This is a genomic window from Vibrio sp. HENC-03, from assembly GCF_000305755.2.
Lineage (GTDB): Bacteria > Pseudomonadota > Gammaproteobacteria > Enterobacterales > Vibrionaceae > Vibrio > Vibrio owensii.
On sequence record NZ_JH976064.1, the window covers coordinates 534,515 to 556,210 of the forward strand.

Annotated in this window: 24 protein-coding genes; 10 read left to right on the plus strand and 14 right to left on the minus strand. The window is 44.6% G+C overall.

Translation table 11 applies throughout. The features are described 5' to 3' along the window. The first annotated feature begins 293 nt into the window (after positions 1–293). Together VCHENC03_RS20880 and VCHENC03_RS20875 are read left to right on the plus strand one after the other, a co-directional pair. Positions 294–911 (plus strand): NAD(P)H-dependent oxidoreductase, encoded by a 618-nt coding sequence (locus VCHENC03_RS20880; protein WP_009704823.1) that lies wholly within the window; start codon positions 294–296, stop codon positions 909–911. Continuing rightward, positions 908–2,866 (plus strand): monovalent cation:proton antiporter-2 (CPA2) family protein, encoded by a 1,959-nt coding sequence (locus VCHENC03_RS20875; protein WP_009704824.1) that lies wholly within the window; start codon positions 908–910, stop codon positions 2,864–2,866. The genes VCHENC03_RS20880 and VCHENC03_RS20875 overlap by 4 nt, the downstream gene beginning before the upstream one ends. A gap of 51 nt (positions 2,867–2,917) precedes the next feature. Here VCHENC03_RS20875 and VCHENC03_RS20870 read toward each other — a convergent pair whose 3' ends face one another. Both VCHENC03_RS20870 and VCHENC03_RS20865 read right to left on the minus strand, forming a co-directional pair. Then, on the minus strand, positions 2,918–3,211 hold the full coding sequence (locus VCHENC03_RS20870) for a hypothetical protein (protein WP_005442525.1): 294 nt from the start codon (positions 3,209–3,211) through the stop codon (positions 2,918–2,920). A 152-nt stretch (positions 3,212–3,363) separates the two neighbouring features. Further along, on the minus strand, positions 3,364–4,230 hold the full coding sequence (locus VCHENC03_RS20865; protein ID WP_009704825.1) for a LysR family transcriptional regulator: 867 nt from the start codon (positions 4,228–4,230) through the stop codon (positions 3,364–3,366). 117 nt (positions 4,231–4,347) lie between these two features. Between VCHENC03_RS20865 and VCHENC03_RS20860 the strand changes: the two genes are divergently transcribed. Beyond that, a complete protein-coding gene (locus tag VCHENC03_RS20860; protein ID WP_009704826.1) occupies positions 4,348–4,719 on the plus strand; it encodes a YybH family protein in 372 nt (123 codons plus the stop codon). 75 nt (positions 4,720–4,794) lie between these two features. Here the strand turns inward: VCHENC03_RS20860 and VCHENC03_RS20855 are convergent, their stop codons facing one another. After that, positions 4,795–5,931, minus strand: a complete 1,137-nt coding sequence (locus tag VCHENC03_RS20855) for a permease (RefSeq protein WP_009704827.1) — start codon at positions 5,929–5,931, stop codon at positions 4,795–4,797. Positions 5,932–6,182: 251 nt separating this feature from the next. On the opposite strand from VCHENC03_RS20855, the gene VCHENC03_RS20850 reads away from it, so the two are divergent. The 3 genes from VCHENC03_RS20850 to VCHENC03_RS20840 all read left to right on the plus strand — a co-directional run bounded on the left by VCHENC03_RS20850 (position 6,183) and on the right by VCHENC03_RS20840 (position 7,642). Next, complete coding sequence (locus VCHENC03_RS20850; protein WP_009704828.1) at positions 6,183–6,476, plus strand: ArsR/SmtB family transcription factor; 294 nt, start codon at positions 6,183–6,185, stop codon at positions 6,474–6,476. After that, positions 6,463–7,023 (plus strand): RNA polymerase sigma factor SigZ, encoded by a 561-nt coding sequence (gene sigZ, locus VCHENC03_RS20845; RefSeq protein ID WP_009704829.1) that lies wholly within the window; start codon positions 6,463–6,465, stop codon positions 7,021–7,023. Before VCHENC03_RS20850 ends, sigZ begins: the two co-directional genes overlap by 14 nt. 175 nt (positions 7,024–7,198) lie before the next feature. Continuing rightward, on the plus strand, positions 7,199–7,642 hold the full coding sequence (locus VCHENC03_RS20840; protein ID WP_009704830.1) for a GNAT family N-acetyltransferase: 444 nt from the start codon (positions 7,199–7,201) through the stop codon (positions 7,640–7,642). A gap of 34 nt (positions 7,643–7,676) precedes the next feature. Here VCHENC03_RS20840 and VCHENC03_RS20835 read toward each other — a convergent pair whose 3' ends face one another. Continuing rightward, positions 7,677–8,570, minus strand: coding sequence for a LysR family transcriptional regulator (locus VCHENC03_RS20835; RefSeq protein ID WP_009704831.1), 894 nt, complete (start codon positions 8,568–8,570; stop codon positions 7,677–7,679). Between the two features lie 85 nt (positions 8,571–8,655). On the opposite strand from VCHENC03_RS20835, the gene VCHENC03_RS20830 reads away from it, so the two are divergent. After that, entirely contained in the window at positions 8,656–9,771 is a 1,116-nt protein-coding gene (locus VCHENC03_RS20830) for a linear amide C-N hydrolase (RefSeq protein WP_032802119.1), read from the plus strand. A gap of 104 nt (positions 9,772–9,875) precedes the next feature. Here VCHENC03_RS20830 and VCHENC03_RS20825 read toward each other — a convergent pair whose 3' ends face one another. Both VCHENC03_RS20825 and VCHENC03_RS20820 read right to left on the minus strand, forming a co-directional pair. After that, complete coding sequence (locus tag VCHENC03_RS20825) at positions 9,876–10,874, minus strand: AraC family transcriptional regulator (RefSeq protein ID WP_009704833.1); 999 nt, start codon at positions 10,872–10,874, stop codon at positions 9,876–9,878. A 9-nt stretch (positions 10,875–10,883) separates the two neighbouring features. Further along, positions 10,884–11,663, minus strand: coding sequence for an SDR family NAD(P)-dependent oxidoreductase (locus VCHENC03_RS20820; RefSeq protein ID WP_009704834.1), 780 nt, complete (start codon positions 11,661–11,663; stop codon positions 10,884–10,886). 235 nt (positions 11,664–11,898) lie between these two features. On the opposite strand from VCHENC03_RS20820, the gene VCHENC03_RS20815 reads away from it, so the two are divergent. Further along, a complete protein-coding gene (locus VCHENC03_RS20815) occupies positions 11,899–12,402 on the plus strand; it encodes a lactoylglutathione lyase family protein (RefSeq protein WP_005441115.1) in 504 nt (167 codons plus the stop codon). A gap of 74 nt (positions 12,403–12,476) precedes the next feature. After that, positions 12,477–13,466, plus strand: coding sequence for a zinc-binding dehydrogenase (locus tag VCHENC03_RS20810; protein WP_009704835.1), 990 nt, complete (start codon positions 12,477–12,479; stop codon positions 13,464–13,466). 67 nt (positions 13,467–13,533) lie between these two features. Here VCHENC03_RS20810 and VCHENC03_RS20805 read toward each other — a convergent pair whose 3' ends face one another. From VCHENC03_RS20805 to ppiC, 3 genes are all read right to left on the minus strand, one after another. Continuing rightward, entirely contained in the window at positions 13,534–14,883 is a 1,350-nt protein-coding gene (locus VCHENC03_RS20805) for an alpha-amylase family protein (RefSeq protein WP_009704836.1), read from the minus strand. A gap of 504 nt (positions 14,884–15,387) precedes the next feature. Beyond that, entirely contained in the window at positions 15,388–16,302 is a 915-nt protein-coding gene (locus VCHENC03_RS20800; RefSeq protein WP_009704837.1) for a BRCT domain-containing protein, read from the minus strand. A gap of 158 nt (positions 16,303–16,460) precedes the next feature. Beyond that, positions 16,461–16,754, minus strand: a complete 294-nt coding sequence (gene ppiC / locus VCHENC03_RS20795; RefSeq protein ID WP_223976268.1) for a peptidylprolyl isomerase PpiC — start codon at positions 16,752–16,754, stop codon at positions 16,461–16,463. A 253-nt stretch (positions 16,755–17,007) separates the two neighbouring features. On the opposite strand from ppiC, the gene VCHENC03_RS20790 reads away from it, so the two are divergent. Beyond that, a complete protein-coding gene (locus VCHENC03_RS20790; protein ID WP_005441118.1) occupies positions 17,008–17,922 on the plus strand; it encodes a chemotaxis protein in 915 nt (304 codons plus the stop codon). 6 nt (positions 17,923–17,928) lie between these two features. Here VCHENC03_RS20790 and VCHENC03_RS20785 read toward each other — a convergent pair whose 3' ends face one another. The 5 genes from VCHENC03_RS20785 to hutW all read right to left on the minus strand — a co-directional run bounded on the left by VCHENC03_RS20785 (position 17,929) and on the right by hutW (position 21,656). After that, positions 17,929–18,339 carry a hypothetical protein gene (locus VCHENC03_RS20785; protein ID WP_009704838.1) on the minus strand — a complete coding sequence of 137 codons (411 nt, stop codon included), beginning with the start codon at positions 18,337–18,339 and terminating at the stop codon, positions 17,929–17,931. A 141-nt stretch (positions 18,340–18,480) separates the two neighbouring features. Next, positions 18,481–19,017, minus strand: a complete 537-nt coding sequence (locus VCHENC03_RS20780) for an ATP:cob(I)alamin adenosyltransferase (RefSeq protein WP_009704839.1) — start codon at positions 19,015–19,017, stop codon at positions 18,481–18,483. A gap of 104 nt (positions 19,018–19,121) precedes the next feature. After that, a complete protein-coding gene (hutZ, locus tag VCHENC03_RS20775; protein ID WP_005441121.1) occupies positions 19,122–19,652 on the minus strand; it encodes a heme utilization protein HutZ in 531 nt (176 codons plus the stop codon). A 107-nt stretch (positions 19,653–19,759) separates the two neighbouring features. After that, positions 19,760–20,263 carry a heme utilization cystosolic carrier protein HutX gene (gene hutX, locus VCHENC03_RS20770; RefSeq protein ID WP_009704840.1) on the minus strand — a complete coding sequence of 168 codons (504 nt, stop codon included), beginning with the start codon at positions 20,261–20,263 and terminating at the stop codon, positions 19,760–19,762. Between the two features lie 22 nt (positions 20,264–20,285). Then, a complete protein-coding gene (hutW, locus tag VCHENC03_RS20765) occupies positions 20,286–21,656 on the minus strand; it encodes a heme anaerobic degradation radical SAM methyltransferase ChuW/HutW (protein ID WP_009704841.1) in 1,371 nt (456 codons plus the stop codon). Positions 21,657–21,696: the final 40 nt, after the last annotated feature.

The window sequence follows — 21,696 nt, forward strand, 5'->3', positions numbered from 1 at the left end:
AGTAAAAAACCTAGTACATTAAACGAGATAACCCACACCAAATTTGTAGATTGAGAACTTCCGTTAAGTGCATCCATCTTTCTCTAATAAAGGAGCTGCTCTGGCGTTTATTAGGGAAGATAAAAAGCAGTGCCCCGTGAAGATTTTCTATATTTCATTGAAAGTGATTTTAACTTTCCAATGTTCAATCACTAAAGTAGATAGGATAAGGTTTATGGGTTACAGTTTCTTACAACAATCAAAGTCTTTCATTCTTATACCAAAAATGGTTTAGACTCATAGCAAGGATTCCTATGATAAATAAAAAAGTATTGATTCTCTTTGCGCATCCTTCCCAGCATCGCTCAGAGGTGAATGCTCCCCTTTTTAAAGCAGCTAATACGATTGAAGGTGTCACTTGTGTCGATCTCTATGCCGAGTACCCGCACTTCAATATCAATATTGACCGAGAACAACAACGTTTACGCGACCACGATGTGGTGATTTTTCAGTTTCCGCTGTACTGGTACTCCACACCAGCCATTCTAAAAGAGTGGCAAGATCTGGTTTTAGAATACGGCTTTGCTTATGGTTCGGAAGGTACAGAGCTTCATGGCAAAACCATGCTTTGTGTCTTATCCGCAGGTGGTAAAGAAGAGGCATATAAAGCCGAAGGCTACAACCACTTCACCATCCGTGAGCTATTAGCTCCTATCGAGCAAATGTCGGCGCTGACAGGGATGAACTACATTGCTCCACTTGCGTTGTTTGGTTCCCGTACCGCTCAAGAAGAAGATCGAATTCCACAGCATGTTGAACGCTACAAAACGCTGCTCAATGCGCTCGTCAATGACACACTTGATCTTGAAGCAGCGGCATCGCTCATCAAACTCAACAGTGCATTACCACAACTGATTAAGGAAGCATCATGACAGGGATATTCTTACAAGCCTTTGTTTACCTTATTGCCGCTGTCGTCGCCGTTCCTTTAGCAAAACGTCTAGGCTTAGGCTCGGTATTAGGTTACTTGATTGCGGGTGTGGTCATTGGCCCTATTATTGGCCTCGTAGGTGAAGAAACCACGACAATTCAACACTTTGCTGAATTTGGTGTGGTTATGATGTTGTTCCTCGTTGGTTTGGAACTTGAGCCTAAGATGCTGTGGGCAATGCGTAACCGCTTAATGGGCTTAGGTGGCCTACAAGTTGGTGGTACTGCCGCACTGATCATGGCGATTGCCTTGTACTTTGGCCAATCTTGGACCATTGCATTAGCGATCGGTTTGATCTTCGCGCTTTCTTCCACCGCGATTGTTCTGCAAACCTTTAGCGAGAAAGGACTGACCAAAACAGAGGGTGGTCAGAACGCGTTCTCGGTGCTGCTTTTCCAAGATATCGCCGTAATTCCAATGTTGGCGTTTATTCCGCTATTAGCACTACCTGAGTTGGTAGAACAAGCACAATCTGCAGCGCAAGCAGCCGCAGAGCATCATGAAGAACTTAGCCTAGTTGCTGGACTTCCTGGCTGGGCATACGGGCTCGTGATTACGGCTTCTATTGCTATCGTCGTTGTTGGCGGACATTTCCTAAGTCGTCCACTGTTCCGCTACGTAGCAAGCTCTGGTTTGCGTGAAATCTTTACTGCAACTGCGTTAATGCTGGTGATCGGTATTGCAGCTTTGATGAGCCTAGTGGGTCTGTCTCCGGCTCTGGGTACGTTCTTAGCAGGTGTAGTACTGGCGAACAGTGAGTTCCGCCATGAGTTGGAATCAAACATTGAACCGTTTAAAGGCTTGCTACTTGGCTTGTTCTTTATCACGGTAGGTGCTGGCATCGACTTCTCAGTGCTGTTCAGCGACTTTGGTTTGATAATCGGTCTAACGCTAGGCGTAATGATTCTGAAAGCAGCGATTCTATTCGCACTTGCGTTCATCTTCCGTATCAAAGGCAGCAACCGTTGGTTGTTTACTTTGAGCTTGGCGCAAGCGGGTGAATTCGGCTTTGTGCTATTAAGCTTCTCAGTACAAAACCACGTAATCCCATTCGAGCTCTCACAAACACTGGCATTGGTTGTTGCGATCTCTATGTTCCTAACACCGGGCCTATTCATTCTATTTGATAAGGTGATCCTTCCTCGCTTTGAAAGTGAATCGAATGAGCGTGAAAGTGACACGATTGAAGAGCAAGGTACCGTCATCATTGCAGGTATTGGTCGCTTTGGTCAGATCGTAAACCGTTTGTTGGTGTCTAATGGCGTGGAAACGGTTGTACTCGACCACCAAGCAAGCCAGATTGATAACATGCGCCAAATTGGTACTCGCGCTTATTTTGGTGATGCGACTCGACCAGACATGCTACACACGGCAGGTATTGAGCATGCCTCTGCGCTTGTCGTCGCGATAGATAATCAAGAATCGAGCGTTGAGTTGGTTAAATACGTCAAGCACACTTATCCAAACGTGACTGTGATTGCGCGTGCATTTGACCGCGGACATGGTTACCTACTACGTCAAGCGGGCGCAGATATCATCGAATCAGAGACTTACCATTCTGCATTGGAAATTGGTGGTCACGCGATGAAAGCCATTGGTATTCATCCGTTCTTCACTGAGCAACAAAAATCGACTTATCGCCGCGTTGAAGATCGTAAATCCAACATGCTCTATGAAGCATGGGTCGATGACTCAGAGGGTGAACGTTACGACAACAACTTCCGTCAGCTATTTATTCACCTTGAAGAAAAAATGGCAGAAGAGATGCAAAAAGATCGTCACGACAAACTCTCCCGTTCTGAACGTGGTTGGACACCGCCACCAAAAGGCTATGCCGACGACTTCAACGAAGAAAACGTCCAAGAGCTTCATCTACCGAAAGAAGACGCTCAATAAACACGAAAACCTCCCTATGGGAGGTTTTTTATTGCCTGCGAAAAAGCGGAGCTACATGAGATCGCTCATCAATGTCTCATACTCTTCGTTCGCTTCATCCACTAAATGCGACAGTTCTAATGCATCGGTTTTCGCTAGGTTGAACTGCCATGGAACGGTGTCTTCTTTCCCGCAAATACGCGTTTGAGCGCCACTACTTTCAAAAGAAAGATCATCAAACTCGGTGGTGTGGTGTTCATGAAGCTCGACAATTTCAACTTCCAATTTACCGACGGGATTGACTTCAACATGGGCGTGTAAATCTGGGCTATTCGATAAACAATACTCTCGATGAACTGCAATCATGGCTGCCTCCTTGGTCTGCCAACTGACAACTCATCAAACAGTGTAGTCGAGGCATTTTGAACGTGGGGTGAAAAAATAATGAAGATTGATCCTGAATAAAAATCCATCAATTTTAATTCCAAACCGACTCTGAGTGTTCGCCCCGTTAACCGTCAGTTTTTACATAAAATGACTTCGTCAATGCGCGATTCAATCGCCTTTATTGCTATTGTCACTGCCATCGGCACATGCGCTTGGTAGGGATGCAATACATAAATTGGGTTCACCTTTGACGCTTTCGCACCGGGTACAGGTTCAAGAAGCGAGTTCGACTCCAACATAAAGTCAGGCAAAATACCAACGCCTAACCCCATTTCTAACAGACTGGCCACATCAAAGACGGTATTCGCTCGGTGCTTCACTGGATATTGAATTTGATGTTCTGGCTCCTTGGAAGCAAACGCATGAATAACAGGTTCAAGCTGCCAATGTTGAGCAATATAAGGCGCACTTTCAAAATCAGTATGCGCGCCTTTCACACGACACAAGACGTCACAAAACTGTCCTACTTTGCGCTGTTTAATGTTTGAATCACCAGAAGCCCCTACTCGTACGGCAAGATCGATATCCTGTTGAACAATATCCACATGCTTATCATCACTGATCAAATTTAACTGCACATCAGAGTAATCAGCAAAAGCACTCGTTAAAGCAGGCAACACTATTGAACGCATTAGTGCATGTGGCGCAGTGACGGTAAGCCTTCCCGTTGGCACTTGCTTTAACTCTGTGGCTTCTAACCACGCAGCTTCTGCTTGTTTTGTCATTTGCGCGCACTGCTCGTAAAAGCGTTCGCCCGTCGAGGTCAGAGTTTGCTTTCTGGTCGTACGTTTGAGTAAACAAGTATCCAGCTCTTGCTCTAGTTGCTTCAAAGCAGAGCTCAACACTGACTTAGAAAGCTCTAACTTATCGGAAGCTTTGGAGATTGAACCACACTCGACAATATGAACGAACAGAGACATCAAACGCAGCTTATTCATCGCCCTTTCTTATTGTTCTTTTTTACAGAACATTCAATTCTTATTAATTTGTTTTTCTATCTTAATTCTAACTCTATCATTACTCCATAAACAAACACCAATCACAGGATATTCAGGATGACTCAATCAGTTTTAGAACGCGCTCAAGCTGGCATCTCAGCATGGCAAATCGCTTTCAATAATCAAGACGCTGCGGGCTGTGCAGCACAATACGCTGAAGATGCAGTTATGATTGCAAAACCATTTGGCACCTTTGAGGGACGTGAAGCGATCCAAGCATTCTGGCAGAACATCATGGACCAAGGTTTTAACAGCGTGGATTACACCAACACTAAGTGGGAAAAAGACAGCGAAAATGGCTACATTCTTACTTCAGATTGGACGATGAACAAAGCGTTTGGTGTCGTGCACAAAGAGTTATGGGAAATTCAAGAAGATGGTTTGTCTCGCCTAACTTACGATGAGTTTGAAGTGCTTGGTGAGCGATAAGCTTTAAGTCTTTCAGAATTAAAAATCCCCAAGCCGAAACTTGGGGATTTTTGTTTTTCAGTTTACTTAATTAAATTAAGCAAAGATGAAGGTGTATAGGTAACCTGCGCCCATTGCCATCGTTAAGATAACGAATAGGAAGGCTGCAATCATTTGGTTCTTAAAGATTGATTTCAACAAAATCACTTCTGTAAGACTTGCGCCTGCGCTACCAATGATAAGTGCCATTACTGAACCCAGTGCCATACCTTTTTGTACTAGCGCCGCACTTAGTGGAATAACTGCCTCTGCACGGATGTACAATGGAATACCAATAATTGCTGCTACTGGAATCGCGTACCACTTCGCTTCACCTGCGTACTCCGCAATAAGATCCGTTGGGATGAAGCCGTAGATGAATGAACCAATCGCAATACCCATCATTAGGTAAGGGAATACTTGTTTAAAGTCTTTCCAAGTTGAGTGCCAAATACGTACCCAGCGGCTAGGCTCTTTTTCTTCCACGATTGTCGCTGTTGCACTACCGTCTGATGAGCAGCAAGACACTTCTACTTTAGGTTCTGCTTTTGGTGCGCTATCACCACAACAAGATGTTTTCGCTACCACAGGCGCTGGCTCACTACAGCATGATGTTTTTGCTGCAACTGGTGCAGGTTCACCACAAGTGCTAGTACCACAGCTTGATGCTGGTTTTGCTTGTTCTTTTTTCTTGCTTGAATCACCGCAAGATGTACCACATGAAGAGGTGCCTGCTGCTTCGTACGCTTCTGGTTTTACGTAACGTTCAAAGCCCAGCTTTTCAAGAACATAGCCTGCAACCACAGACACTGTCATCGCGATAGCAAAGTAGAATACCGCTACCTTCCAACCAAAGGTCACTACAAACAAACCAATGATCACTGGGTTAAGCAGTGGACTAGCAAATAGGAACACCATCATAGGTCCGAAACCTGCTCTTGCACGCAATAGACCTTTCAAGAAAGGAATGGTCGAACACGAACAGAAAGGCGTAATCGAACCTAATAGCGCAGCGATAAAGTAACCTTTACCCTTTTTCGAACTCAGGATAGATTGGATTTTTTCTGGCGTTAGAAAATCTTGCAACACGCCCACGATGTAGCTAATCGCTAGGAATAGGATGATAAGTTCGGTTGCTAGAAACGCAAACATATCAAGCGCTTCCTTAGCCATGGTCATGATTTCTGGATTCATATCGATTCTCCTACTGATATCACATCAGTAACTGTAAATTTCCTAATGAAGCTGAACTCTTCATTTCTATTTTTCTCGAATTATAGAATTAAAAATCGACGCGTCAATCATTATATTTCGATAAATATCGAAATATAATTTAAAGTCTTAATAATCAATTAATTAACTAGGTGATTTTTCTTGTTTGCTATTCACCCACACTTTCACTATCATCGAAATGTATTTATCGTCTGTCATTCCAAGAGGTCAGTATGGAACTCGAAGCTGTAGCAAAAGCGCTCAAAGAGCTAGGACACCCTACCCGTTTATGTATCTATAAAGAGGTGGTCAAAGCAGGCTATAAAGGAATCGCGGTTGGTGGCGTACAAGATAAACTTGGTATTCCAGCCTCTACCCTTTCTCATCACATTTCGAGCCTAGCCTCAGCCGGCTTAATCAGTCAGCGTCGTGAAGGTCGTACTTTGTATTGTGTTGCTGAGTATGAATGCTTAGATACGGTTATTGGTTTCTTGCGTGACGAGTGTTGCATCAATGAAAACTGCTAACCTCGAATCAATTTGGAGCGAATACGAACACGCTATTCATGCGTTCTTGCGCTCTAAAGTCAGCAATGAAGATGATGTAGACGACTTAAAGCAAGAGATTTTACTTAAGACTTATCAAAACCTTGCGGATATTCGTGATGTATCAAGCGTCAAATCTTGGCTCTTCCAAATCGCGAATAACGCCATCATCGATTTCTACCGTAAACGCGCTCGAAATCAGCGTGATAATGACCTCATTGCTGACGATCTTTGGTTTGAAGAGCAAGAATCAAACCTGAAACAAGAACTGTCAAAGTGCATTGCGCCCTTTGTGCAAGCATTACCAGATGAGCAATCGCAGCTGCTCTCTTCTATAGAGCTTGAAGGCATGAGCCAGAAGAAGTTGGCCGAAGAGCAAGGTATCAGCTACTCAACCCTCAAATCGCGCGTACAGAGAGGACGTGTCGAATTGAAAAAGCTATTTGAAGAATGTTGCAGTTTCTCGTTCGACAAACAAGGTCGTATGACAGATTGCAACCAAAACGGTGCTTCTTGCGATAAATGTTAATCCCTCGCTGAATGCCCACCTCGCAATGAATACCGATAGCTTGGCGGCTCGTTATTGAGTCGCCTATCCATGAACTCAATCACAGCTTTATCTCTTCATCCGCTCTCTCATTTGCTATCTTGCTGAATAGTAAGCTTTACTTCTTCTGCTTTAAGGAAGAAGGAAACTTATATTTATGATCTCATTAAGAGAACTCACCAAAGAAAACTATCTAGATTGTATTCGTCTCAATCTTCACCCAGAACAAGAAGAAAACCTTGCCTCCAACGCGATTACGATTGCTCAGTCACGCTTTGAAACCGACTACCGATTGAAAGTGATTTATGAGCAAGAGACGGTGATCGGTTTGCTTGCGTTTTGCCATGAAGACGAGCCGCTTGATTACTCTATTTACTGGCTGTTCCGCTTTATGATCGACAAAGATCACCAGAACAAAGGGGTTGGAAAGCAAGTACTTAGTTTGCTCGTTGAAGAAGTGAAACAACTTGGCGGGAAAACCTTACTCACGATGCATAAACCCTCCAATCAGCAGGCAGGTAAGCTTTATCGTGCGTTCGGATTTCAAGAGGATGGCATCCTCGATGATGGTGACATATCACTACGATTAGTGCTTTCTTAATCCAGTATGAATCCAAAACGGGAATTTCTGGCTTTTACACCTGTTTATCAAACCATTCGGTCACCAACGCCACCAGCTTTTGATGCACAGGACTTAACGTATTGCCTCGCTTTAGTAACACATAGCCTGCACGACCTTCGTTTGCCATAAAATCGATGTTTAACGGGACAAACTCGCCTTTATCATCATGAGCTTGCACTAAATGATGAGGAAGCAAGGCAAAGCCATCATTTTTCAATAATCGCATCAACACATCGATGTTACTGATTCGCGAGACATTTGGTGACATCACCTGTTGATTACCAAGTGCACTGGTACTGAAATTCTCTGCAATGTACTGATGATGCGACGCGAGATCCTGCAGAGTCACAACGGGTTTCTGCGCTATCGGACTTTTCAGATGCGCATAGAAGGTAAACCTTGGGTAGCCCAAGTTAATGAAAGACATCCCTTCGGTTGGAAACGCTTTACCACTGTTGAGCACCACCGCGAAATCCGCTTGTTTCGCCATAAGCATTTCTAACGCTTCATCTCGGCTGCGATGTAACCAATGAATCGCTGTACTCTTGTATTGCTTACGCATAGACAGGTCGATGTCCGCTATGGCATCACACGGTACCGACATGTCATGACAAATCGTTATCTCCGGAACATCCCCTTGAGAGTAGCTGTCGCAAGAAAGCTCTAAAGACTGCATTTGGTAGAGAATATGCTTGGCTTGAGTAAGTAACGTCGTTCCTACTTCCGTCAAGACTGGCGTTCTTCCTTTGCGTTCAAACAAGATCACATCCCAATCAATTTCGAGATCGCTGACTTGGTGATGCAGCGTCGCTCTGTCTTTCCCGATTACCCTTGCGGCTTGGCTAAACGATCCATGCTCCGCGACAGCAACAAATGCAGTAAGTTGATCAAAACTGGCTCTGGGCATTGGAAGCTCCTCAAACAATAAACCCGTTTATCTTAGCTCAACCGACATTCTTTTGTTGCAAACTTTGCAACATAACTGAGATTACATGGTGAGTATCACACGTAATAATGACCTCGTATTGAAACGTTACGAGGGCAATTCAATGAAAGGTTTTAGCAAAAAAGTTCTTCTAGCAGCATCTGTTGCAATGGCAGTTGGCAGCATCTCTACCGCAGCAAATGCGTGTTCACGTTTGGTTTGGGAGACTCAAGACCACGGTGTATTTGTCTCTCGTACCATGGATTGGATGGAAGCCAATCAGCCAACCATTGATGTTCGTCACGCAGGCCAAACCTACCGCGGCTACGATAAAGACGATGCGCTTACGTGGACATCGAAATACGCTTCTATCGGTGTAAGTATTTACGGCGTGGGCATTATTGATGGCTTTAACGAGAAAGGCTTTGCGGCGAATGCCCTGTTCTTGGATGAAGAAAACCCAGGGGCCCCACAAGCTGGCAAACAACAAATTGAAAACTCGCGCTTTGTCGCCTATTTGATTGATAGCTTTGCATCCGTTGATGAAGCATTGAAGCATCTAGATTCAATCCAAATCCAACAGTTCAGCCACAATGGCATCGAAATGAAGGGGCATTATTCATTAGAAGACGCAAGTGGTGACTCTGCTGTGTTGGAATACATCGACGGCGCATGGCAAGTTCATCATGGCAAACAATATGACGTGATGACTAACAGCCCAGAGTACGCGCAACACTTGAAAAACTGGCAAGAAGCGCAACCAAAAGCGAAGAGTGATGTGAATGGTGAGTTCCCGATCCCGGGTAACATTAATTCTGCTCAACGCTTTATCTGGAACAGCTACATGAAGGACCAACTTAAAGAGCCTAGCAGCTACACCAACGGCATTGCGAAACTGGATAGTGTGACCTATAAAATCCCATTGGATGCGGCAAACCGCCCAGTGAATGGCGAAATGCGTGGCTACGCAACCATCTATGGTTTGGTGTACAACCTAGACCAAAAAGTAATGAACGTGCGTTACCAGTATGACGACAGTTACACGCAGTACTCAGTGGACTTTAATAAGTTGAATGACGGCCATAACTACACCATCAAAGCCGATTTACCGGATCTGTTTGGTGACATTTCATCTCGCTTAGAAAAAGGCGATGGCGTAATGGGTCAACACTTAGTGAAATAACTCAGATTACGTAAAAAACAGAACTTGAAAGGTGTGTGGACAAAAGCACCATTCAAAAAAAGCGCCGACATGTTCGGCGCTTTGCCTTTCTATTCATTTTGTGCTTAAGGACACTGGTCTCGATAATGCCCAGGAGATATTCCCTTCCAAGCGCTGTAAGCTCGAATAAATGAGTTCGCTTCTTGAAATCCCAGTAGGAACGAGATTTCACCCAGTGACATTTGAGACTTCTCTAAATAGTGATCGGCCAGCTCAGCTCTCACCATTTGCAACACGGATTGATAACTTTCAGCTTCTGCCGTGAGCTTACGCTGCAATGTACGTTTACTCATTGCCAGTTTGTCAGCCACTATTTCAATAGCACTGTTCCCCGCAGGCAATGACTCGATCAAGACTGCTCGAACGCGCTCAACTGTTGAGGCACTGGCATCAAGATCTTTGAGTTTCTGGTTCAACCCTTGTTCGAAAAATCCCCACATTTGCGCATTTGAAGTCACGAACGGATGCACTGCATCTTCCGCTTTAAATCGCACCTCTACGTCATCACCTTTGACCAACGGGCAACCAAAGTAAGCTTGGTATTCCTCAAGGTTGTTGGGAAGCTCAGGCAACGTAACTTGTAGCGGTTGAATCCGCTTTCTCGTCGCTAAACGTGCTAACTGGGTAAAGAACACCACTTCTGTCAAAGCCAAAGATTTAGGTAGAGCTTGTCCTTGGCCATAGCAACTGATGCTGAGTTTTGTTTCTTTATCGGCAACGTCTAACGTCATTACCATAGGTCCAATCAACGGTTTATATTGCTGAATCCGTTTGAGTGCGGTGTTCAAGTTCGGACTGCAAATAGCGGCAAAAATTGGGGCGTCAAACCCCTCAACTGACATATGTTCAGCAAGGAGCAACGGCATCTCGCGCTCACCGGACGCTTGTTCAACTCCGACCCAAAGCTGAAAGTACTCATTTGGGCTAAGCGTTGCCTTTTCTCGATTGAACAAGTCGGCAGGTAACTTGGCGTATGCCAGCACCAGTTGCGGATCGATATCCATATCGTTAAGCAGCACTTTCCAACTCTGAGGCACAGTGAATTGACTCGCTCGCTTGATCATATTTGATTCCTAAGCACTTTTTTCCATGGTTTGACGCGATATTTTTAGCACCAATTTTCTTGGTAGGAAAGGCACAATCCATTCAAGCATGAACTTCAAACCACCTTCGTTGAAGGCCACTAACTTACCCTGTTCCATCGCATTGTAACCACACTCTGCAACAGAACGAGGAGACTTGGCGTTTTTAAACACTTCCACACCTTGCAAATCGCCGGCAGCAACAAAACCCGTCGCTACTGCACCCGGACACAACGCTGTCGCCGTTACATTGGTGCCTCTAAGCTCTTCCGCTATCGCTTGAGTAAACGATGTAACATAAGCCTTGGTTGCGTAGTACACGGCCTGTAATGGACCCGGCATAAACGACGCCGTTGATGACACATTTAAAATTTTACCGCGATTGCGTGCCACCATGCCTTGCAGGTACAAGTGCGTCAGATTGGTTAACGTCACCATATTAAGTTGCATCATGGCTTGGTCTGCCACCAATTCGCGTTCATGGAATTTTCCGTGTCCACCAAAGCCTGCATTGTTAATCAGCACATCAATTTGCAAGCCTTGCGCTTCGGTTTGCTCAAACACACGTGCAGCAGAGTCAGCCTGAGTCAAATCCTCTGCAATCACAGCAACCTCAACCTTGTGTTTATCGCGAAGCTCTGATGCCAGTGCCTCTAGCTTGTCTTTAGAACGAGCAACAAGCACTAAGTCTCCCCCCTTCTCTGCGTGTATACGCGCTAATTCTTCACCAATACCACCTGATGCGCCTGTAATTAATGCTGTATTTGTCATGTGCTTGTCCTCTTAGTATGAGCTAACGTCGTTGTTGGTATGGATAAAGTTTATGCAATCCAATCGCGCCACACACTGGCAAAAGATGACATCTTACTTGCCGATCGTGCCACCCTGATTAAAGACCATTGATTACATAAATTTATTACAATGAGAACAAATGATAATTTTTGGATAAAGATTGAACTAGCTAATATGCTTTGAACAGGATGAACACACAGAAGAGGCAAAGGTTATGTCTATCCCATATCCAAGAACGTTTTCTCACATTGGTATTTCCGTACCCGATTTAGAAGCAGCCGTAAAATTCTATACCGAAGTTCTGGGTTGGTATCTGATTATGGAGCCAACTGAAATCGTCGAAGACGACAGTGCGATCGGTGAAATGTGTACTGATGTCTTTGGCGCAGGCTGGGAGCGGTTTCGTATCGCTCACCTATCAACAGGGGATCGAATTGGTGTCGAACTGTTCCAATTCAAGAACCAAGAAAATCCTGAAGATAATTTTGAATACTGGAAAACTGGGATTTTCCATTTCTGCGTCCAAGATCCTGATGTCGAAGGTCTGGCTGAAAAGATCGTTGCGGCAGGTGGTAAGAAGCGCATGAAAGAACCCCGTTACTACTACCCAGGCGAAAAACCTTATCGCATGATCTACATGGAAGATCCGTTCGGCAACATCCTAGAAATCTACAGCCACAGCTACGAGTTAACTTACTCAGCAGGCGCATACCAATAAATCATCAAAGCTATCCAACGGTGATTGCGCCGTTGGATTTTTGTTTTTCGGGCAAGTGCCCTTTGGGGAAAAGAATGAAAGCGATCACTTACCAAAAAGATCAAGATACCTTCACCTATACCGACATCGACACTCCAGCGCTTGCGAGTGGGTTAGATGTGTTAGTAAAAGTTCATGCCGTTGGGCTCAACCCTGTCGATGCGAAAGTGAATCTTTGGCACGAGATGGTCGATGGTATGGACGATACTTTCGTTGGTGGCCTCGATGTTTCGGGGGAAATCGTTGCCATCGGTGACAAGGTATCGGGTTGGCAGGTAGGTGATCGCGTTCTCTATCATGGCAACATGCGTCGAATGAGCGGTGGTTTCGCCGAATACGCAATTCAAGACTCACGTACGTTGGTTGCACACCCTGATGTCGCTCCAGAAGTCGCAGCCGCGTCACCTTGTGCGGGCTGGACGGCTTATCGAGCGCTCGTTGATAAACTTAACATTTCTACACGTAAGAGCATTTTTATTGCTGGTGGTTCTGGTGGCGTGGGCAGCTTTGCCATTCAGCTCGCTCGCTTCTTCGGTGTAGAAACCATCATCACTACAAGCTCTGCAGCAAACCACGAGTTTGTGCGTTCATTGGGTGCAACACACGTCATTGACTACAAGCAAGAGGATGTACGTGAACAAATCATGGCTGTCACTGAAGGCTTTGGCGTAGAGGTATCATTGGACTGCGTTGGCGGCGACAACGACATTCTATGTGCTTCAGTGCTTGGTTTTGAAGGTGAAATGGTAGAACTAGTAAGAACAACGCGTGCAACCGAATACCCAGGTGCATTTTTGCAAGGGCTCACCTTCCACCAACTGAGCTTAGGCTCTGGTCATGTTCACGGTGAAAAAGGTTTTGCTTCTATCGTTAACGCTGGAGTGGAATTCTCCCACATGCTAGAACGTGGTGAAGTCATGGTGCCTAAATTGGAAGTCGTCGCATTAAAAGACGTCGCTCAAGCTCTAGTGTCTATTCGTCAGCAACGAACGGTCGGAAAGATCGTCGCTAAAGTCGTCGACTAAATCCCAAGCGACAAAATAAGGAAAAAAGAAGCGCAAACTCCAAAGCTGTTTGCGCTTCTAAGGGGTATTACTTTTCTACAAGCAGCATTGCTGATTTCGCCGCCACTTTAATCTCTTCACCGCTAGGCACTTCTTCTCCGGTCATCATATCAACCAGAGCCTTGTTCACTGTCAGTTGCAGTGATTGCGCTCGCGCAGATTTGTTGAGTACCAAGATGCCCTTCTCGCCGCGCTGAAGTACCAACATATCGTCGTTACCTTCCAGTACCGTCATTGGCTCGCCATGAACAAGATTATGGAATGCCACCATCTTTGCCATACGTGCGTCCTTCCACGCATTCTGCCATCTTGGTTTACCATCCACACCCTTGATACCACTGGTATCCAAATCCGTGTAGATAAGCGGAACACCGCCATCGCGTCCCAGAATGTAGGCATACGCTAGCCATTCGTTCTCTTCATCCATGACCAAATCCAGGAACACATCATTGTTTGGAATATCATGAGTGATTGCGAAAGTTATAGCTCGACGGTTAGATAAAGCCTGACCAAAACAGTACGGGTCGATCAAAGACTTAAAACTACCCTTCTTAGAGAACGCCTTAAAGATGGTAGAGAACAACGGAAAATCGTATGCACCTAAGCGTGTTTCTTTCAAATACGGTTCTAGGAACAGCTCATACTCTTCTTCTGTCGCGCCACCATCTGTGATGATTTCACCAAAGATATGAACGTCTTGAGTAATGTCTTCGGTCCAAACCAACTTTAGGTGTTCTAGCGTCATGTGCTTTGCGGCATCAATGCGGAAACCTTTCACCCCCAGAGCCTTAAGCGCTTTCAGGTAAGTACGTTGCTGCTCAACAACATGCTTGCACACACGTAAAGTCGGCAACCCAGGATCGGTTGGACCGCCCGAGATTCGACCATTTTGAACTTCCCACTTGTCTTTCCAATCTTTAATGCCAAAAGCTTCAACGAAGTCATTCTCATCAAACAGCGGTTCTGACAAGTCACCGAATAGAATCAGATCTTGATACTTGCTTGCATTTTGCTGGTAATCGTCCATCACGGCTTGGCGCGGATATTGTAAATCCGAGCGTAGATGGGCTTCGTTCGCCATGTGATTAAAGACAACATCGGCGTAAACCAATACACCTACACGGTTGAGTGCTTCAACCATGTTTTTAAAATCTGTGGTATTACCGAGCGCATTGTCAATAACACGATAATCTTGAGGTTGGTAACGCTGCCACCAGCGTTCGTCTTGTGCGCTTTTCATCGGCGGAGAAACCAATACCGAGCCATAACCTAGCTCGCTGACCTCCGCTGCGCGTTGGGCAATGTCAGCATACTTCCAATCAAAAGCGTGCAAGATAACATTTGCACCTGTTGATTGTGTTTCCTGTAAGCCACTCATGTTTCTCTCCTCGTCGCGTTCGCTCACCCATTGTTACTCGTATTCTTCGTGAGCGAATCCAATAGCCAAAATTATAAGAACTATTAGCGAACCTCCCTCACCCCTTTTGCGTTTCTGCTAGGTGGAAAAACAAGGCGTAGCTCATCCCCAGTTAAGGTTTAAACGTCCGTTTAAAAGTATTCGAACACCCAAGCCAAAACAAAGATCGCAAGGATACCGATTTAAACACCTGTTTTATAAGCATTTTGCAGATAAACCATTCTGATCGCGCCTACTCTCACTATTACGCCTTTTTTCAGTAAGAATGTGAATATGGGGCAATAATTCGATATGTAACAAATATTTAAGAAAGCGAAACTGCTGCTCACGTCACAGTTGGTGCGGTTTATAAATTGATAGAAAAGGAGAGGAAGACTCGAAATGATGACGGCAGGTGCGCGAATAAAGAACGCTAGATACAAAAATAGCGCGATAAACGCGCTATCAATAAGAAGAAATAAACGCTTAACTTGAACAGCCAACCAATGCGTTCCAAAGCTCCTCGTTAATAATTTCCAACTTAATACCTTCATCTCGGAATGAAAGAGCAGACTCTATCTTTCGTCCGTAACTTGTAAAACGCCAATCCCTGTTGGCAATAGCACCTAGCACAAGGATATCTATACTTTTTGAGACAGAACCTTTTACTTCAGCCCCTAGAGCCAATGCCCTTTGTTCTTGAACTTTACGAGTACCACTCAAGAACTTTCCGGTAAAACAGATGCGCTTTCCATCAACACACATACGACCATCTTGTGTCGTAGAGAAATCAGCAGACATTCCATAAGCGAGGCCAGTATCAAGCATTGATTGACCAGAAATAGCTTTGATCAAATCTAACAGCTCTTTTCTCTCTTCTTCATCAACAATGTCATCCGCTAAGATGGCGTCTAACCGTTTTTTAATTGCACTAGCAGGCCACATACGTGTTAAAGCCTTATCTTGTTGAAGTAAGCTAGAAAGACGCTCAATTTCCATATCGCAAAGCATACCATCTGCACTGATGCCACTCAGAAATCCCAAGAGGTGATTGACAGTGCTCTCGTATCCACCATCCTCTAAATCACCATAATCGAGGATGTCTTGCAACATTTGCTGTATATCCTTTAGCTCAGAAGTCGAGATTACTCCATCTTCTAAAATATCTTCAATTTGCTCGTGAATATCAATGAAATCACCATCTTTGAAGTTGAAGATATCATTGTCTTTCCAAGCTCTCAGGTATACCTCTTCAACCTGGTTTAAATACTCATCTGCATGGATTCCATCAAGAATTCCTTTTAACGTCAAAATTGCCTTTGCTTTATTTCTCTTGTAATTAAAAGCAATGTTGTGTGGCTGCGCGTCGATATCCAAACGCTTCGTATCTTTTACCGTCATGTTTCTCATCAAAATAAACAACCATTTGCATATTTAATAGCTCATTAAAGTATCAACATTCAATACGCAAGACGGTTAATTGCTAGTTAGATAACAAAACGCGTTGTTAAGGACACAAAAAAAGCACCTAACAAGGTGCTTCTTAAATACGTTCTACCCTACGTGCGGTATAACACCTTCACAACGTGCCAACCGAATTTGGTTTTGACTAGGTGTGGAGTAAGAACCTCACCAGAAAAACAAACTTTGTCGAACTGTGGCACCATTTGACCGCGGCGAAACTCACCTAGGTCGCCACCACGTTTACCAGATGGACAAGTCGAGTATTTCTTTGCCAATGTCTGGAATTTAGCACCTTTTTTAAGCTGCTGGATGATGTCTTCAGCTTGTTCTTTATGCTTTACAAGAATGTGTAAAGCGGCTGCTGTATTTGCCATGTGTCTGTCTCTCACTGTTCGGGTGGCGCAAGTTTACCGAATCGCTTCAATATCGCAATAATTTCTCTCATGCCGTCCTTATCTTCATCTTTTGATATTCGTTTCTATCTAACAATTTGATGAAAACTTGGCCGCTAACCGATTCAATTTCACCTTTAATTTGCGCTATTTCCTAAAAAGCTCACTTTTCCACGCTCTACGGTTGAAGCGGTCGCCTTATAAGATTAGATTAGTTACATAAATCAGTGATATTGATAAGGTTATTTTCATGGCAAAAGTCGCGAGTAAAGCGAACCAATCTCAAGGTATGTTGGTGTTTAAACTCACCCTGCAACAGAACTTCGCAATTGGCACACTTAAAGTCCGTGAAATTGTACCTTACATGCCGACCACCAAAATTCCCTATTCGCACCATCATGTAATTGGCACTGTGACAATTCGTGATTTGACGGTGCCAGTCATCGATATGGCGGCAGCAATTGGATTCCGTCCTATCCAAGAGGAAGAATACAAGAATTGCTATTTGATCGTGACAGATTGTCTACGTACCGTAGTGGCATTTATGGTGCGAAGTATCGAGAAGATCATTGAATGTGATTGGAAATCTATCGAAACACCGCCATCAAGTGCGGGTCATAATATCTTTGTAACGGGTATTACTCGCTATGAAGAGAAGATCGTCCAAATGTTGGATGTGGAGCTTCTACTATCAAAGATCTACCCGCAATACGAGAATACCAAGATTCCAATGCTTACAGACATCGAGCGCGAGCGTTTGAAAGCCTTAAATATCCTTTTGGTGGACGACTCTTCTATCGCTCGCAAGCAATTGAGCGACGCGCTAGACCGCATCAACATCCCGTATCAAATCTGTAAAAACGGCTCAGACGCACTCGACTTGATGAAGCGAGATGCAGAAGCTAACCGCCCAATTGACCTTTTAGTGAGTGACATTGAAATGCCAGGGCTGGATGGTTATGAACTTGCGTTTGAAGTTCAAAATGATTCTGCGCTGAACAACTCTTACCGAATTCTTCACACGTCTCTATCAAGCGAGATTTGTGTTGACCGAGCTCACCAAGTTGGCGCTCACGAGGCATTAGAGAAATTCAACGCTGGGGAATTGATTGAAGCGATGCTGCGCGGTGCGAAAGAGCTGGAAGCAAAAGCGATGGCTTCTTAATCATATCTAATAAGTTTGCTTGATCTGGTATACATCAATAACTTTTTCGGCAGTGAACAAACTCGTGATACTCGCTACCGAACATGAAAACATTGCAACAAAGACGAACATTTTGATATGACTATTGAGCAATAGCCCTCCGCCGAAGAAATACAGTCCTATCGCGATAACCGTTGGCATGATCAATGCGGGGCGACACAACAATTCCATTGCAAGGGAGAAAAAGTAAACCTCCTCCCTTTTCGCAATCGAATACCAGTTGTAGAAAATAATAGAAGCTGTCGCACCCACCGCTAACGCTATAGCAATCAGAACACTCGAAAAATGCTGCCCTGCAAACAACACAAACCCCGCCCTGATAGACAATACCGCGCAAAACAGCCAGACCAATAAAGGCCCCCCAACAACTAAACCCATCGTTTCTTTCCTCTGAATCAATTTTAATCGTTATTCAAACAAAGGTAGAAAGATGGGTAAAGGTAATCAAAGCACTCGAATGAGAACTCTGCGACGGCTAGCTTAAAGTCATTAAATTCAGACTATTAGGTGATATTTTGCCTATTTACTTGGCATTGTGTAGCTGCGAGACACAAACTCAGTTTCTTCGACTTGATAAATGTGGTTGATGTAAGACGCCAGACTATAGAGCACATTCGCGAGCAGGTTTGAATAACGGAACAAAATTGGATCGGGTTGTTTCTTACCTGAATGCTCAACGGAAACCAATGCACGAACCACCTTCTTTGCTTGGCAACGACACAAATGCAGTTGGCTTGAAGTTGGGTGGCCGCCTGGAAGCACAAATCCTTTAAATCCACCGTCGATACGAGCCTTAACTGCATCGTAATCGGCTTTTAGCTCATCGACTTCCGCTTCTGTAATCGCGAGTTTTCCGCGGATAGAGCCATTTACATGATATACGTTGGGCTGCATTCGAGTCAGTATGTCACGGCTAAAGTCATCGAGTTCCATCGATAGAACCAACCCAATTCGGCTACACAACTCATCAGCAGTGATTTCAAAGTCACATACTGGGCTGTCTTCATAGATGAATGGGTAACAAATCTCGCCAAGTTCCTTGCTTACTGGTCTCATGCTCTTTCTCTGTGCTTTTGTTCTAATAAAAAAGGGAGTCAGTATAACCTAACTCCCTTTGAGCATTCACATCCGTTTAGACGATCATAAGTTAGAAAATCGGCTTATGCGTTTTCGATTTTCTTGTGACCTTCTTGAAGGTGAACGAAATCAACCAGATCATCGCCTGATACTTGGTAAGCTTGACCAAAGCCTTTTACGAATAGACCTTGTTCTGCTTTTAGGTTGAACAGAACGAAGTCTTCTAGTTGACTCAGACCATCGATGATCTCACCAAAACGATCTTTCATCTGGCCAACAACTTGTTGCCACATTTCAGTATCACGCTCAACAACGGTTGCAACTGCATCAAACGTTAGACGCTTACGAGCAAATAACTGCTTCGACGAGTCTTCGTCTTCAATCATCATCAAAGATACGTTTGGATTCTCTAATAGGTTGCGTGCATGACGAGCAATCTGAGAAATAAGAACGAAGTAACCTTCCTGGTTTTGAACGTATGGTGCGTAACTTACGTTTGGACGGCCTTCCGCATCAACTGTTGCTAATTGAATGGTACGACGCTCCTGACGAAATTCCTTGATTTCTGGTCCTAGACGACCTTGTAAACGCTCTTGTTTAACTTGCTGATCCATTTTGATACCTAACTTTACTTGTTTGTTGTTCCGAGTTTTAACTCGGTTATTCTTTAATAAAATGACACTGCGCTAACGAATTAGTGCAGTGTCATGCTCATTCGAGACTACTTGTTGAACTCTGCTTGCATTGCACGGAATGCTGTTACTTGATCTTCGATTAGCTCACGCTTCTCGTTGCGGCCTAGGTAAATCTTAAAGATGTTGCTGCCACACTCAGAGAAGAAACCAAAGTAATGGCTCTCACGTCCCATAAACGGTTTACTTACTAAGGCAATGTTTTTCACGTTATCCAGTTTTAGGTGGCCATGAAGCTCACCTTCTTTGCCCATAAGGTTGTAGTAACCACGAGCAACTTTACCTTTCGGGAACGGCGCTTTAACTTCAAAGATAGAACCAAAAGAATGAACGATAGTTGTTACTGGGCCAAAACCAACAAGACCTTCTAAAATGCTTTGCGCTTGCTCACCAGGAGCTACTGCAACCATCTCTTGAGGAAGTGCAGCTACCACTTCAAACTCTGATATACCAAGGCGCTCAGCCATTGCTGCTGGAAGTAGTTGCGGTTCTTGTTCTAGTAGGGCTTCGACCTGTTGCTTAATTGATTCCATTGTTTTTTCCATTTCTTTCAGATTAATTGTTAGATACTTTTGGTACGTTTTTATTCATTTCAGAAGTCAGTACTTGAATACATGCCTGAGCCAGAGACACTGCCCAGAAGCTACCTGCTAACGTCAGAACTAAACTGCGCTCTTGTAACTCGACCAAACCTTTGTCATGCCAAACTTTGAATAGTGGCATCAGGAAACTGAAGGTGTCTTCGCCCATAAATGCTGGCAGCTTGCTCGCCTGAACAATGCCTCGATCAAAGCCGGACTTCAGTGCTGCGAATAGCGGCTCAAGTGGGCTTTGCTTCATCATCATTGCGATGGTGCTCTGCCCTTCATTTACAGCTTTAACGTAAGTGTCTAGCGTGCGGTGCTGCATCATGCCGTAACCACCGATGTTACCGCCTGCGCCACAACCGACAGGCAATACTTCTGCATAGGTCTTCGCTAAGCTGTTGTATAAGCTGCGTTCACGGTTATCAATTGCCCAGTGGTTCACGCTAAGCTGCTTCATGTGGTGCTCTGCCATAAACTTGGCGCCAAGCTCGTACATGCCCGCTTTTTCCGGTGTCGTTGCAGGTGGCGGCATTTTTCCTTTTTCAACCAAATTGAGCATTGGCGCTGTACCGCCAACCACTAACTGATAAAGGTCCAAACCATGAGCGCCTGTAGACATGAAGTCCTTAAGATCTTGCTCTAAAACGTATTTTGTTTGGTAAGGCAGGCCGTAAAGTAAATCAATGATAACAGGGATCTTGTCTTCTTTTGCCAACTCACTTACGCGATTCAATACGTCTTCGCGATCATCCAAACGCTTGGCACTACGACGAACTTTGGTATTAAAGCTCTGCACACCAAATGAGAAACGGTTGAATCCACCGTCTAGCGCACCTTGATATAACTCGTCAGAGAATCGGTTGATACGACCTTCAAGTGTAATTTCGCAGTCAGCTGCTAGAGGGAAATAGTCGTGAATGGCCTGACCAAGAATGCGAACTTGTTCTGGTGCCAGATCCGTTGGCGTGCCACCGCCGATGTAAACCGCATGGAAGATGCCACTTTGCGTCCACGGCATCGCCGCTTTCTCTTTTAGCTCTTTCATCAGAGCATCAAAGTATTCATCGACTAACTTACGGCTGGCAGCATTTTGGAAGAAGTTACAGAAAGTACAGCGCACTCGACAGAATGGAACATGAATGTATAAGCAGCGCTTATTGTTCTTAGTCGTCGTTTCCGAGGTGATTCTCGATAGGATGTCACCTTGTTGTGGCGGCGGCACTGGCATGCTACTGCCACCCGCATGCGCAGAGTGTTTTTTCACAAAAGCAAAGCGCAACGGATCGGGGCTATCACTCCCAAGGATTGATTCGTCAAATTTATAAATATCGACGGTCATATTTACTCACTTAAAGCCCACCACACAAAGGATTGAGGCT

What these genes read in the sequence shown, in the direction of transcription:
- VCHENC03_RS20880 (WP_009704823.1), top strand. Translation starts at nt 294, where the DNA reads ATGATAAATAAAAAAGTATTGATTCTCTTTGCGCATCCTTCCCAGCAT.
- VCHENC03_RS20875 (WP_009704824.1), top strand. Translation starts at nt 908, where the DNA reads ATGACAGGGATATTCTTACAAGCCTTTGTTTACCTTATTGCCGCTGTC.
- VCHENC03_RS20870 (WP_005442525.1), bottom strand. Translation starts at nt 3,211, where the DNA reads ATGATTGCAGTTCATCGAGAGTATTGTTTATCGAATAGCCCAGATTTA.
- VCHENC03_RS20865 (WP_009704825.1), bottom strand. Translation starts at nt 4,230, where the DNA reads ATGAATAAGCTGCGTTTGATGTCTCTGTTCGTTCATATTGTCGAGTGT.
- VCHENC03_RS20860 (WP_009704826.1), top strand. Translation starts at nt 4,348, where the DNA reads ATGACTCAATCAGTTTTAGAACGCGCTCAAGCTGGCATCTCAGCATGG.
- VCHENC03_RS20855 (WP_009704827.1), bottom strand. Translation starts at nt 5,931, where the DNA reads ATGAATCCAGAAATCATGACCATGGCTAAGGAAGCGCTTGATATGTTT.
- VCHENC03_RS20850 (WP_009704828.1), top strand. Translation starts at nt 6,183, where the DNA reads ATGGAACTCGAAGCTGTAGCAAAAGCGCTCAAAGAGCTAGGACACCCT.
- sigZ (WP_009704829.1), top strand. Translation starts at nt 6,463, where the DNA reads ATGAAAACTGCTAACCTCGAATCAATTTGGAGCGAATACGAACACGCT.
- VCHENC03_RS20840 (WP_009704830.1), top strand. Translation starts at nt 7,199, where the DNA reads ATGATCTCATTAAGAGAACTCACCAAAGAAAACTATCTAGATTGTATT.
- VCHENC03_RS20835 (WP_009704831.1), bottom strand. Translation starts at nt 8,570, where the DNA reads ATGCCCAGAGCCAGTTTTGATCAACTTACTGCATTTGTTGCTGTCGCG.
- VCHENC03_RS20830 (WP_032802119.1), top strand. Translation starts at nt 8,656, where the DNA reads ATGGTGAGTATCACACGTAATAATGACCTCGTATTGAAACGTTACGAG.
- VCHENC03_RS20825 (WP_009704833.1), bottom strand. Translation starts at nt 10,874, where the DNA reads ATGATCAAGCGAGCGAGTCAATTCACTGTGCCTCAGAGTTGGAAAGTG.
- VCHENC03_RS20820 (WP_009704834.1), bottom strand. Translation starts at nt 11,663, where the DNA reads ATGACAAATACAGCATTAATTACAGGCGCATCAGGTGGTATTGGTGAA.
- VCHENC03_RS20815 (WP_005441115.1), top strand. Translation starts at nt 11,899, where the DNA reads ATGTCTATCCCATATCCAAGAACGTTTTCTCACATTGGTATTTCCGTA.
- VCHENC03_RS20810 (WP_009704835.1), top strand. Translation starts at nt 12,477, where the DNA reads ATGAAAGCGATCACTTACCAAAAAGATCAAGATACCTTCACCTATACC.
- VCHENC03_RS20805 (WP_009704836.1), bottom strand. Translation starts at nt 14,883, where the DNA reads ATGAGTGGCTTACAGGAAACACAATCAACAGGTGCAAATGTTATCTTG.
- VCHENC03_RS20800 (WP_009704837.1), bottom strand. Translation starts at nt 16,302, where the DNA reads ATGACGGTAAAAGATACGAAGCGTTTGGATATCGACGCGCAGCCACAC.
- VCHENC03_RS20790 (WP_005441118.1), top strand. Translation starts at nt 17,008, where the DNA reads ATGGCAAAAGTCGCGAGTAAAGCGAACCAATCTCAAGGTATGTTGGTG.
- VCHENC03_RS20785 (WP_009704838.1), bottom strand. Translation starts at nt 18,339, where the DNA reads ATGGGTTTAGTTGTTGGGGGGCCTTTATTGGTCTGGCTGTTTTGCGCG.
- VCHENC03_RS20780 (WP_009704839.1), bottom strand. Translation starts at nt 19,017, where the DNA reads ATGAGACCAGTAAGCAAGGAACTTGGCGAGATTTGTTACCCATTCATC.
- hutZ (WP_005441121.1), bottom strand. Translation starts at nt 19,652, where the DNA reads ATGGATCAGCAAGTTAAACAAGAGCGTTTACAAGGTCGTCTAGGACCA.
- hutX (WP_009704840.1), bottom strand. Translation starts at nt 20,263, where the DNA reads ATGGAATCAATTAAGCAACAGGTCGAAGCCCTACTAGAACAAGAACCG.
- hutW (WP_009704841.1), bottom strand. Translation starts at nt 21,656, where the DNA reads ATGACCGTCGATATTTATAAATTTGACGAATCAATCCTTGGGAGTGAT.